11 protein-coding genes are annotated in these 12,297 nt (G+C 67.8%); 6 read left to right on the top strand and 5 right to left on the bottom strand.

The window, feature by feature from the left end; all coding sequences use genetic code 11:
* The first annotated feature begins 82 nt into the window (after positions 1–82).
* The 4 genes from KD1_RS01740 (at position 83) to KD1_RS01725 (ending at position 5,186) form a co-directional block, all read left to right on the top strand.
* Positions 83–1,129 (top strand): NAD(P)H-dependent flavin oxidoreductase, encoded by a 1,047-nt coding sequence (locus KD1_RS01740; RefSeq protein ID WP_083541906.1) that lies wholly within the window; start codon positions 83–85, stop codon positions 1,127–1,129.
* A 16-nt stretch (positions 1,130–1,145) separates the two neighbouring features.
* On the top strand, positions 1,146–2,036 hold the full coding sequence (locus tag KD1_RS01735) for a crotonase/enoyl-CoA hydratase family protein (protein ID WP_217995772.1): 891 nt from the start codon (positions 1,146–1,148) through the stop codon (positions 2,034–2,036).
* A 180-nt stretch (positions 2,037–2,216) separates the two neighbouring features.
* Positions 2,217–4,031 (top strand): CehA/McbA family metallohydrolase domain-containing protein, encoded by a 1,815-nt coding sequence (locus KD1_RS01730; protein ID WP_157073105.1) that lies wholly within the window; start codon positions 2,217–2,219, stop codon positions 4,029–4,031.
* Between the two features lie 93 nt (positions 4,032–4,124).
* On the top strand, positions 4,125–5,186 hold the full coding sequence (locus KD1_RS01725; protein ID WP_217995771.1) for a hypothetical protein: 1,062 nt from the start codon (positions 4,125–4,127) through the stop codon (positions 5,184–5,186).
* On the opposite strand, the gene KD1_RS01720 is transcribed toward KD1_RS01725, so the two are convergent.
* Complete coding sequence (locus KD1_RS01720; RefSeq protein ID WP_068396659.1) at positions 5,172–6,809, bottom strand: N-6 DNA methylase; 1,638 nt, start codon at positions 6,807–6,809, stop codon at positions 5,172–5,174. The two genes, KD1_RS01725 and KD1_RS01720, sit on opposite strands and share 15 nt — an antisense overlap.
* A 301-nt stretch (positions 6,810–7,110) precedes the next feature.
* On the opposite strand from KD1_RS01720, the gene KD1_RS01715 reads away from it, so the two are divergent.
* Positions 7,111–7,617, top strand: a complete 507-nt coding sequence (locus KD1_RS01715; protein ID WP_157073104.1) for a hypothetical protein — start codon at positions 7,111–7,113, stop codon at positions 7,615–7,617.
* 76 nt (positions 7,618–7,693) lie between these two features.
* Here the strand turns inward: KD1_RS01715 and KD1_RS01710 are convergent, their stop codons facing one another.
* The 4 genes from KD1_RS01710 to KD1_RS01690 all read right to left on the bottom strand — a co-directional run bounded on the left by KD1_RS01710 (position 7,694) and on the right by KD1_RS01690 (position 10,852).
* Entirely contained in the window at positions 7,694–8,017 is a 324-nt protein-coding gene (locus KD1_RS01710) for a YlcI/YnfO family protein (RefSeq protein WP_068396641.1), read from the bottom strand.
* Positions 8,014–8,283 (bottom strand): hypothetical protein, encoded by a 270-nt coding sequence (locus KD1_RS01705; RefSeq protein WP_068396638.1) that lies wholly within the window; start codon positions 8,281–8,283, stop codon positions 8,014–8,016. The genes KD1_RS01710 and KD1_RS01705 overlap by 4 nt, the downstream gene beginning before the upstream one ends.
* A gap of 527 nt (positions 8,284–8,810) precedes the next feature.
* Positions 8,811–10,187: a phosphotransferase family protein gene (locus KD1_RS01695; RefSeq protein ID WP_068396635.1), complete on the bottom strand. Its 1,377-nt coding sequence runs from the start codon at positions 10,185–10,187 to the stop codon at positions 8,811–8,813.
* The gene (locus tag KD1_RS01690; protein WP_083541905.1) at positions 10,184–10,852 is read right to left on the bottom strand and encodes a TetR/AcrR family transcriptional regulator; all 669 of its coding nucleotides are present in this window, start codon (positions 10,850–10,852) and stop codon (positions 10,184–10,186) included. The genes KD1_RS01695 and KD1_RS01690 overlap by 4 nt, the downstream gene beginning before the upstream one ends.
* Positions 10,853–10,994: 142 nt before the next feature.
* Here KD1_RS01690 and KD1_RS01685 point away from each other — a divergent pair, with 142 nt between their 5' ends.
* Positions 10,995–12,272 carry an acyl-CoA dehydrogenase family protein gene (locus KD1_RS01685; protein ID WP_068396632.1) on the top strand — a complete coding sequence of 426 codons (1,278 nt, stop codon included), beginning with the start codon at positions 10,995–10,997 and terminating at the stop codon, positions 12,270–12,272.
* Positions 12,273–12,297 lie beyond the last annotated feature (25 nt).

Raw genomic sequence — 12,297 nt, 5'->3', positions numbered from 1 at the left:
CCGCCTCAGACCCCGTGAGGCGGCCCGAAACCATCACTCGACGAGGGGGTGCGCGACAGTCGACGAGGGGTGCGGGCGGCACATGTTGCGAAGTGGGACAGATCCAGCGGTACTCGTGCGCCAGAGTGATGTCATGATTGCGACCCGATTCACCGAAGAGTTCGGCATCGACACTCCCATCGTCTGCGGTGGCATGACCGCCGTCGGTACCGCAGACCTCATCGCCGCCGTGGCCAACGCCGGCGCACTCGGCTTCCTCACCGCCCTGACCCAGCCCACCCCCGAGGCGCTCTCCGCCGAGATCGCGCGCTGCCGGGAGATGACCGACAAGCCGTTCGGCGTCAACCTGACGATCCTGCCGACCATCAACCCCGTGCCGTACGACGAGTACCGGCAGGCCATCATCGACGCCGGCATCACCATCGTCGAGACGGCCGGCAGCAACCCCCGCGAGCACGTCGAGGCGTTCAAGGCCGCTGGCGTCAAGGTCGTCCACAAGGCCGTCGCCGTGCGTCACGCCCTCAGCGCCGAGCGCATGGGCGTCGACGCGATCAGCATCGACGGCTTCGAGTGCGCCGGCCACCCCGGCAAGGACGATGTGCCCGGCCTCGTGCTCATCGCCGCGGCCGCGAAGAAGGTCGGCATCCCGCTGATCGCCAGCGGCGGGTTCGCCACCGGCAGCGGACTGGTCGCCGCGCTCGCGCTGGGTGCCGACGCGATCAACATGGGCACCCGGTTCGTGGCGAGCAACGAGGCTCCGGTGCATCAGAACGTCAAGGACCAGATCGTCGCCAACAGCGAACTCGACACCCAACTCGTCTTCCGCGAGTTCAACAACACCGCCCGTGTCGCCCGCAACGCCATCTCCGAGGAGATCGTCGCGCGTTCGGCCAAGCCCGGAGCGACGTTCGCGGACGTCGCCGAGCTCGCCTCCGGGGCGCGTGGGCGCGAGCAGGTGCTGCGCGAGGGCCACATGGACGACGGCATGTGGTGGGCCGGTCAGTCGCAGGGCCTGATCGACTCGGTCGAATCGTGTCAGGAGATCGTTGACGGCATCATGGCCGAAGCGGAGCAATTGATCGGTCGGCTCGGCGCCCTGCGCGGCGACGCTGTCGCGGCCACCCACTGACGAAAGAGGTAGTCCAATGAAGTACACCGCCCTGGAGCACACCACCCTCGAGCACGACCTCACCGACGGCATCCTCACGCTGACACTGTCCCGGCCCGATGCACTCAACTCGTTCACCACGACGATGGCCGTCGAGTTGGAGGAGTCGTTCATCCAGTATCGGCAGGACGACGACATCCGCGCCGTCATCGTCACCGGCGCCGGGCGCGCGTTCTGCGCCGGCATGGACCTCACCAGTGAGGGCAACGTCTTCGGCCTCAACGAGAATGCCCAGCCCACGCTGGCCGACATGGCCGACCTCGACGATCCGGCCCTTGAGGGCATTCGCGACACCGGCGGCCGCGTCACGCTGGCGATCCACGAGTGCCGTAAGCCGGTCATCGCCGCGATCAACGGTGCCGCGGTCGGCATTGGCGCGACGATGACCCTGGCCATGGACGCGCGCCTGGTCTCGACGAAGGCGCGTTTCGGCCTGGTGTTCGGCCGGCTGGGCATCGTGCCGGAGGCGGCGTCGTCGTGGTTCCTGCCGCAGATCGTCGGCTTGCCCAAGGCGCTCGACATCGTCTACAGCGCCGACATCCTCACGGCCGAGCAGGTGCTCGAGGCCGGCTTGGCTGCCGCGGTGTACGAGCCGGAGGACCTGCTGACCCAGGCTCGCGCGCTCGCCGACCGGTGGACGTTGGGCAAGTCTCGCGTCGGGACCGCCCTGGCGCGCGCGATGATGAGGCACAACTCGCGCTTCGACCACCCGCGCGAGGCCCACCGCATCGACTCGCTGGCGATGTTCTACACGAGCATCGGCGACGGGAAGGAGGGCGTGGCCGCGTTCATGGAGAAGCGCTCGCCGGAGTTCACCGGGCGCGCCTCCGAGTTGCCCGCCTTCTACGACGAATGGCTCCAGGGCTGACTCTTCGCTGAGGGAACAATCGGGGCGACCTAACTCGACGTTAGGTCGCCCCGATTGTTCCCTCAGCGTTGGGCGAAGTGCACATCACTCGCAACACTGCTCGAGGCTTCACCGAGCGGACAGCCCGTGTTCACCTCAGCGTCGCTGGAGCCGGGGGATGGCGCTGCCAAGGTGCCACGCATGTCTTCCGCCCCCCGTTCCTCGTTCCTTTCTCGTCGTTCCGTGCTCTTGGGCGCCGCTGCTGCGGCGACCGCAGGCACGCTGGGTTTCCACGACGCGGTCCGCCCGACGCCGGTCTTTGCCGCCGGGACGCGCCCCGATCTCAAGCCGGTCTCGATGGCGATGCACCTGCACTCGTCGTTCTCCGAGGGGATCGCCACCTACGACGCCCACCTCTTCCAGGCCCGTGAGATGGGGCTGGATGTCTGCTGGTGGACGGACCACGACTTCCGCCAGATGGCGGCCGGGTACCGCCAGGCCGTGCGGTTCGACAGCCGGGTGGAGAAGGAGAACAACCGCGACTGGACGTGGTCCGTGGCTCAGAACGCGGGCGTGGTCAACGGCTCCTACACCTTCGTGGCCGAACCGCGCTCCCCGCGTGAGGAGGGTAAGGCGATGCGCCTGACCGCCACAGCGGCCGGCGACGCCGCGGGCCGCTACACCATGCTCGGCACGGCGTGGAACTCCACATACTCGACGTCGTACTCGGACACCACCCTGGAGATCGATGTTCTCGTCGAGCAGGCGTCGGACTCCGCGGTGCCGTTCATCGAGATCCTGTCGAGCTACCGTCCGGCAACCGGTGGGCGTGCGGCCGGTTCGTACGTGTTGCAATATCGCTTCGGTGGGCGGCAGGGTCACTGGACGGAGAACGGTGGTCTCACCGGCGTCATCGGTCTCCCCGCCCGCGTCGGGCAGTGGCAGCAGTTGGCGCTCCGTCCCGTCGAGGACCACCGCATCCTGTGGCCCGACACCGTCGCGGAGGACGCGTCGCTGTGGCGCCTGCGCTTCGGCCTCGGTGTGGAGCAGGGATCGAGCGCGACCGCGTACTTCGACCGTCTCCGTTTCGTTCGCGAGCGTCACACGCCGGCGGACGGTGTGCGCCTGCTGCAGCAGATCAGTGACACCTACAAGGTGCGTTACCCCGATGTCACGCAGTACCCGGCGGCGGAGATCTCCCTCGTCGAGCACATGAACGCCTTCGGCGGCGACGACGCGCTCCCGGACTACGGCGCCCAGGCGCCAGGCAAGGATGGCAGCCTCGAGGCCCAGTTGAAGATGGTCGACTGGTTGCACGGTCATGGCCGCCTCGTGTGCCTGAACCACCCGTGGAGCAACAAGCTGGCCGAGCAACTCGTGGCCACCAACGGCATGGGCGCCGACATGATCGAGGTCGGCATTGGGTACGCCAACATGCTGAAGGTCATCGGGGCCTTCGACACTGCTGCCCGCAACGGGGTGTTCATCACCGCCAACGGCGTCACCGACGACCACAACGGCACGAACTGGATGCGTGAGGGGACGCGGTGGATCACCTACGCCTGGTCCACCGGCACCGAGCGGGACGCCGTCCTCAAGGCCAGCGACGAGGGGCAGCTCTGGTTTGTCGACCCGCTGCACTATCGCGGCGAGATGCAGATCAGCGTCCAAGGCCGTCCACGGATGGGTGCCGTGCACGTGACCCCCGCGCGGAGCGTTCCGGTTCACCTGACCGCCACCGACCTGCCGTCGGATGCCCTCGTGGACATCATCGTCGGTGAGGTCGATCGCCCCGGGCTGGCCGACCTCACCCCGGCGATCACCACCACGACCGTGCCGGCCAGCGCGTTCGTCGATGGCACGTACAAGTTCCAGATGAACCGCAGGGGCGGGCGGTACGTGCGCTTCGTCGTCCGTCACGGGGGCTCGGGCGCCATCATCGGCTTCGCCAACCCGGTCTGGGTGCTCGGCGAGGGCGCCACGGATGTGCCGGCGTCCCGCATGGTCCTGAGCTGACGAGTTGCGCCAAGGCGAGAGAACAATCGGGGTAACCCAACATGGGGTTCGGTTGCCCCGATTGTTCCCTCGGCATCGGGAAGCAGTGGGGGAGTGCGGCCGCTGAACCGCGCGTGGTCTACCGTCTCCGCCATGGGGCTTTCCTTGCGCGACCGCGGTTGGCGGCTGTTCGATCAGATCGTGGAGTGCGCGCCACTGCGCGAGACGAACCCATGGACCGCGGTCGACGACGCACTGGCCTTTGCGCCTGACTACGCCACGCTGGAGCGACTTCTCGGAGTCCCGGTGTACTTGGGTGCGACTTCACAGTCGGGGGTGCCGGCCCTGGCTCTCGACGTGTGGGTGTCCTACGAACTGCGTCGCGCCGGATTCGATGGGGACCGGGTGTGGCCACGGGCGACGGAGCCGCGCGTGATTCCCGTCGAGGTCACGCAGTTTGTCGCCGGGTTGCCAGCCAAGCTTCGAGCGGAGGTCGACGCACGCTTGGCCGAGGGCAAGGTGGTCGGTGCCGCCAAGAGCGCGAACCTGCTCGGCAAGAACTACGTCAAGCAGGTCGACGTGGTGATGAGCTCGTGGGCGACCGGACCTGAACTGATGATCTCGACGAAGCGGATGGATTCCTCATTCGGCAAGAACGCCGCGAACCGGGTCGAGGAGAGCTATGGCGACGCGAAGAATCTCCGACTCAGGCACCCACAGGCGGCGCTGGGATTTGTCTACGCCCTCAATGCCGTGGCCCTGGTGCGGGAGAAGGACACGGCCATGTGGTTGATCGACCTGTTGCAGAAGCTGGGTCGGGAAGACGACGCCTACGACGCGGTGGCGCTGCTCATGCCCGACCTCCGTGATGATGAGGAGCTCGCCGGGGCGGAGGAACCCGAGGCAGCTGGCCCCCTGGAGGCCGGCGCCATCGATGAGGAAGTAGGCAACCGTGAGGACACCGGAGAGGCCACATCGGACGATGTGGATCAAGTCATTCCGGTGAGTCTCTACTCCGAGGAGGTGCCGCCCGCGCTGGACCCTGGGCGGTTCTTTGCCGTCATGTGCGCCCGCATCCTCGACAACTCGCCCATCAACTTTCATCCCCGCGCGCGTGAACTCAGGGCCGCCGCGGCATCGCCGACGGCGGCGGGCAGCGACCTACTTGGACCGTGAGCGGGTCACGCGTCGGTCGTGGAGGGCCGCTCGCCCGGTCCGGAGCGCGTTGAGTGCGTCGGCGTCCACGTGCGAGAGCAGCACGGAGTCGACCACCTCGACCGCGTCGAGCAGGCGCCCTGCGCTGACCAGTTGATCCACCCGGGGACGGATGCGGCGCAGTTCCGTCGCATGCCTCCCGACGTGATCCCAGGACGGCATCGGCCATCCGTCCGCTTCGCGAGGCTCGATCTTCAACACGCCGCCTCCGTAGGATCGGCCGACGAGTTCGGCGCCGAGCAACGTCATCGAGTTCAACGACGCCACGGGAAGCAACTCGCGGGCGACCCCACCACGTTCGGGGCGGAAGTACACCCCATGCACGGAGTTCAAGTGGTGCGCTCCGACTGAATTGCCGACGAGCCGAGGTGTGTCCGCGTTCATGTAGGTCAGCAGGAGGTCAGCCGGGCGCAGGTACGGCACCCGCCACCACGGGTCACGGACTCGGCATTTGTAGGCGTTCTGCACCCCACGCTTCTCGCCTTCGCGGATGTAGGCCATTCCTGCCCGCGAGGGGGCCGCATCCGGGCGAAAAAGCCACGTCGCCAAGCCGACCCGGTCCAGCGGCGTGAGATCGCCCAAGTTCAAAGTGGTGCGCAGGTGGCGGCTACCGGGTGGTGACAGGGACACCACATCGTGGGACGTCAAGTCGCGAGCGGACACCTCGTCGGAGGTGAGGGCGAAGAAATTGTTGTTGCCGGTGACCATGCCCAGGGTGGTATCCCCCCATTCGTGGAGCGTCTCGAAGTGGGGCTCGTCGAGGGCTGCGGCATACGCCGAACCAGCCACGGGGTCGACCAACGCAAGCGACCAGCGACCGCCCGCTTGCGGTCGCCACCGGCGAATGTCGTTGTCGGCCAACTCCGCCAGCGCAGAGCCGTTGCGCGCCTGCAGGAGTTCGCACACGTCCGACGGGCCTTGGCCACGCCCATCCGCCATCAGGAGGACGACATCCTCCATGACGCCGGGAAAGACGCGCTCAGCGAAGAGCACGAGGCGTACCTGGGAGAACTCGCGCATGAGGAAATCTCGAATGGGCGCGGCGTAGTTCACGGTGAGGATTTCGGCGGGCACGACCAGGCCGAGCCGTCCTCCGGGCTTGACGTTCAGGGCGGCGTGCACGGTGAACGCGGCCCAGCTCGAGGCCAGGTTGGTCAGGGCCACGCCAGCCCGCAGGGCCGCCCTCTTTGCGGCGGCGCGCGATTCGCCGACGAAGGATTGGTACCGAACGTAAGGCGGATTCCCGATGACCGCGTCGAATCTCGGCTCTGGCTCGGCTTGGAGAAAGTCACCCACGGATACCGCCAGATCCGCACCGAGGGAAGCCACGAGACGCTCGGCCTCGACCGCAGAGGCCGGATGCAACTCCGCTCCGTGAAGTTGGGCCGTCAAAGTGCCGTGAGCGCCCAAGGCCCTGAACTGCTCCACTGCGGCCACGAGAAAGGCAGCTTCGCCGCACGATGGCTCAAGCACCACGTCCGAGCCCGACCGAACGGCCCAGCGCGCCAGATAGCGGGCAACGTCGGGCGGCGTGAAGAAGGCACCACGCGCCTTGCGTGCTTCTGCGGTATCGGGGTCGGTCATCGTCACACGGAACATACTGCCTGAGCCCACCGACAGCACTGCGCAGGTGCGCGGACCCGCGCCCCGGCGGGTCAGGCGCTGACCACGGCGATGTCTTCGGCGAGGGCGATGACCCGGTCGCGCTCACCGGTCAGGTTCGCGTTCGCCCAATCGATGGCCGCAGCGACGGCTGGCGTCCTCGCCGGAGGCGATTGTGCGATCGCTGACCCGGCGCAGTGGGCGACTCCACGGGGAACTGATGAAGGTCCGAGCGGCCGACGAGCGGTTGGCCTTGGCCCTCGAGGCCAGTCTGGGACTCCAGGTGCCCGACTTCGACGAGATGACCTCGGCGCAGGCGGAGTCTTATGAGGACGACGCTGCGTCCGTGGCCACGACAGCGCGCACGGCCGAGGAGTTGGAGACCGAGATCCAGATCATCGACCGGCTGGTCAACCTCGCGGAGCGCGTGCGCGACGCCGGCGTCGACGCCAAGTGGGATGCCCTTCGCCGGGCTGCTGGAACCCGAATCGGTTGGAGCAGCGATTCGGCCGTATTCACCGGATCGGGCAGCGGCACACCTGCCAGCTCTGGAACCTCGTGGCCATCGACACCCGAGAAGGTGATGTCTTCGAGACGTTGCTGGACAAGTTGGAGGTCCAGCGACAGTCCCTCGGCGATCAGTACCTTGACATCAGATGAGGTGCTCGAGTTGCGACGGGACATGGAGGTGGCGAAAGCCTCGTCTCTGCAGCCCGCGGTGGTTCAGGAGTTCATGGCGGTGCATACCGCGGCCAATGCCGGAGATCGGTACATCACGGAGATCCTCTGATCGGTGTGGGCCGGCGCGTGAGGCGAGCGTGCCCCGGGCATGCGGCGTTGCGTCCGGTCCGGAACTGGCGCTCTCCTCAGGCGCTGAGTGCCTTGCGCCGCACTGCAGCGAGGTCGGTCTCCAATTTGTCGAGTGCCGACTTGAGGTCGTCGGCGGGAGCGATCGCCTGGAGCACGAGTGCTCGCACGACGGTGGACACCGGCAGACCGCGTGCGTCGGCGTAGGCGGTCAGTTCCTCGAACTCGTCATCGCGAAAGCGGACCTGCAGGTTGCGTGTGCGGGGATGACCCCGCGTGACCGTGACGTTGGCGGGCAACGGAGCGTCGGGGTCGCTGGAGGTCTCTGCCGCCTCGACCTCCCTCGCCTCGATCGCGAGCAGATCCTCGATGTCCTTGCTCATCGCGTGCCGCCCTTCCGCACCTCGTTGTTTGCGCCGCTGTAGATGCGTTGGTCCTTGGGGTTGGACATCCATCCGTTCACTCCGTACACGGTCCCGTTGTCTTCCATCACGATCACGGTGACGAGGCCATCGGTGACTGCTGAGTACCCGATGATCCGGACGCTGCGACCACTTGTGCTGTTGTAATCGGGTGCGATGACCACTCGGTCCGGATCTCCCAGTGCGTCGTTGGCGGCATCGGGGCTGACACCGTGCCTGCGTTGCATGTACGTCCCGCGCTGGGACCAGTCAACAGGTTCGTATGGAGCCAGTGTAATGCACTTCCTTACGATCGGCTCGCGTCAGCGACGAGTTCGTCGGATCGCTCAGTCTTGCCGGTGGCGTCGAGCCTGACAGGAGGCGCCGACATCGCAATCGGAGGTGGCGGCCTGACCGGGCGGCCGCCTACCTGATGCGCTCGCCGGCCAACGCCCGGCGGCTCTTGGACGCCATGGAACGACTCGAGGCCGGGCTGGGCGAACCGCGCGCTCTGCTCGAGACCGACTGACGAGCTGCTGGCCTGAGAAGAGCCTGCCTCGGGACTACCTGTTGCCCACCCGCCGCTGGTCGGTGTTTCGGTGCGCGAATCCGCGTCTACTGCCTGCGTCTGTTCAGTTTTTATGCCGTTCAGCTTTCCTGAACGGCATCGATGTGTGAACGGACTGGGGCGATGGATGACCAGCTTGGCGCTGGTGGCGCGACTCGAGGAGTTCGGTTTGACCGTTGATGCCCAGCCACGACCGCCGGGCGACAGCTACGACGTGGACGTCGGCCAGATCTCGCCGACCGAACGGTCCGAGGGGACGTCAGTGCTTTCGGCGTAGCTCGGGTCCCACACGAGCAGCCGCTGCGCGATCCCGCTGTGCACCGCCGCCATCACCTCCGGCGTCAGCCGCACCCCACCGCGGATCTCCGCGGCCAACTCCTCCTCGGACTCCATCCCCAGCGCGCGCAGATGTTCCGCATGAACCCGCACCAACTCCGGCCCGAGCACCGACTCGCGCATCGCCACCCCGGCCGCCCGCGCCAGCAACCGCGAGCGATAGTCGCCGCGCTCGGTCAACTCGCTCGCCAGCGCCTCCAACAACACCGGCCCACTCGGAGCGCCGTGGCGCGAGATCGACTCGACCGCACCGTCCTCCGGCCCTGGCGCCACCATGAGATCGGGATCGGCCAACCCGAGCGCCAACAACAGATCCCACTCGTTCTCGGCGAACCGCCGCCCGATCAGCGCCAACTCCAGTGACGGCTCGCTGCCATCGGTGAACCGCCCGGCCTGCTTGAGACACATGAACGCCCACCGGATCGTCCCGCGCACCTCCCACCACAGCACGTCATGCTCGCTCGGCCGCCACCCGGCCACCGACGCGTACCCGTCGAGCAGGTCGCCCACGCTGCCGAACCCGGCCGCGCGATGCGGGCTGCCGAAGCGCCACACTCGCACACACAGCCACCCCAGGTCCTCGACCGGGTCGCCGAGGTGCGCCAGTTCCCAATCGAGCGCGGCGCGAATGTCCCCATCGACCAAGATGTTGCCCAGCCGCAGATCGCCGTGCACGAGCGACGGCGCTCCGGGAGCCGGCGGCCGCTCGTTCAGCCAGCGCCGCGCAATCTCGATCGCCGGGGACTGCGCCGCGGCCACCTCGTACGGCTCCGCCGTCCCCCCCATCGACAGCCCGGCCACCGCCAACTCGTCACCGAGCTCAACCGAATGCACCCGCGCCGCGATCCCCCCGAGCTGCTGTGCCAACGCCACTCCCGTGCCGTTCGCCTCGACGGTCCGCAAGATCCGCTTCGGCAACGACTCGCCCTCGACGTGATCCATGATGATGGCCGGAGCGCCGATCGCGTCCTGACCATCGCCGACCCACCACACGTGTGGCACGGGCACGCCGGCGCGCGACGCGGCCTGCATCACCGCCGCCTCACGCCGCATCCCGTCCGGGTTCGCCCGGCCGGGGGAGTCGCGTCGCAACACGAGCCGATGCGTCTGGCCGCCGATCGTCGCCCGAAACCGCCACAGATCCTTGCTCGCGCCCATCGAGATCGGTTCGAGGTCGTCCACCGTCACGGCCTGCGCCCGATGCTCGGCCAGGGCTGCCTCCACGGCGGATCGCAGTTCATCACTCATCGTTGTGCTCCCACGGTTGCCAGGGCCAGGTTCTCAAAGCGTTCGACCAGTTCGTCGACGGACAGTGCCCCGTCGGGGGAGTACCACGTGGCGGTCGCCGTGCACGCGGACGCGAGGTAGATCGCGGTCAGGGGCGGGTCCGCGACGTCGAACACACCGCGCTCCGCCCCGTCACGGATCACCCGCTCGAAGTGCCGCTGCTGCGCATCACGTTTGGCCACGATGACCGCCCGGTTGCCCGGCTCGAGGCTGCGCAACTCCGAGTTGCCGATGAGGCTCTCGACGGTGCCGCGGGCGTGATTGCGCACGTGTGTGCCGACGACCGCGCGCAGCCGCGACACCGGGTCGGCCGGAGCGTCGAAGAGTGCCTGCTCGGTGACCTCGACGAGGCGACTGATGCCGCGATCCATGATGGTGAAGAGGATGTCCTGCTTGGTGGCGAAGTAGTTGTACAGCGACCCCGGGCTGACCTGCGCCAACTGCGCCACGTCGCGGATCGACGCTCCGTGGTAGCCCCGCTGACCGAACGCGGTCACGGCAGCGTCGAGGATGCGCGCAGCCGCCGGGTCGTCGCCGGGGCGCACGACCGAGGAGCGTCGCAGGCCGGGGGCGACCCGGGCCGCGATCGGGGTCACGGGCCCGTCGACGGAGCCTTCGTTGAACATGCGATCAGAGTAGGCGCGCGCGCCCCCAGGGGCAAGGAGTCGAGTTTGCGGGCTGTTTGATGGGTATGGACGCCGGGGCCGAACCTCATCTAAGGTGCAACTCTGAACGTTCGTTTAGATGTGAATCGGTCAAGGAGGAGCGATGACGGTGGACAGTGCGCCAACGAAGGTCACGGCCGGGGTCGGTGAGACGGCTGCGCTGCTCGAGCGCCTCGACGCGTTCATCGAGGCCGAGATCGTGCCCCTGCAGCAGGCCGATGACAACGAACGCTTCTTCGACCACCGCCGCGAGTGGGCCCGCACCGATTTCGAGAACGGCGGAGTCCCGCGCGGCGAGTGGGAGGAACTCCTCGCCGAGATGAAGCGACGGGCCGATGCGGCCGGCTTCCTGCGCCACGACATGCCCACGGGGCTCGGCGGCAACGACGCGACCAGCCTCGAGATGGCGCTCATCCGCCAGCACCTGGCCCGCCGCGGACTGGGCCTGCACAACGACCTGCAGGACGAGTCCTCCGTCGTCGGCAACTTCCCCACGGTGCGTCTGGTGTGGACCTTCGGCACCGACGACCAGCGGGCCGAGTTCTGCGAGGACGCCATCGTCGGCCGCAAGCGCCTGGCGTTCGGACTGACCGAGGCGGCCCACGGCAGCGACGCCACGTGGATGGAGACCCGAGCCGTCAAGCGCGGCTCCGACTGGGTCATCAGCGGCGAAAAGGCCTGGAACACCGGCATGCACAACGCCACCCACGACATCGTCTTCGCACGCACCTCCGGACGTGATGGCGAGGCGAAGGGGATCAGCGCGTTCATCGTGCCGGTGCCCACGCCCGGCCTGGAGATCGAGCGCTTCCGCTGGACGTTCAACATGCCCACCGACCACGCCGAGATCGCCCTCGACGGCGTCGTCGTGCCGGACTCCGCGATGCTCGGGGGCGAGGGGGAGGGCCTGTCGGTGGCGCAACAGTTCGTCCACGAGAACCGCATCCGCCAGGCGGCCAGCAGCCTGGGCGCCGGACGCCACTGCATCGACCTCTCCGTGGCCCGCGCCAACGAACGCGTCACCTTCGGGCAGCCGTTGTCGCGTCGGCAGGCGATCCAGTGGCCGCTGGTCGAACTCGCCACCGAGGCGCAGATGCTCGAGGCACTGATCCGTGAGACCGCCGCCGAGCTCGACGAACGCCCCGCGCTGGAGATCAGCGACAAGGTGGCGATGTGCAACTACCGCGCCAACCGGTTCTGCTGCGACGCCGCCGATCGGGCGATGCAGGTGCACGGCGGGCTCGGTTACAGCCGCGACATGCCGTTCGAGCACATCTACCGACACCACCGCCGCTATCGCATCACCGAAGGCGCCGAGGAGATCCAGATGCGCAAGGTCGCGGGTTACCTCTTCGGCTTCGCCGGCCCGAATCGCACGTAACCCCCTCGCGGTTCGAGGTATTACC

Origin of the sequence: Kribbia dieselivorans NBRC 106261 (genome assembly GCF_001552435.1) — a bacterium.
GTDB classification, from domain to species: Bacteria; Actinomycetota; Actinomycetes; order Actinomycetales; family Dermatophilaceae; genus Kribbia; species Kribbia dieselivorans.
This window is presented reverse-complemented; position numbering and strand designations above follow the sequence as displayed.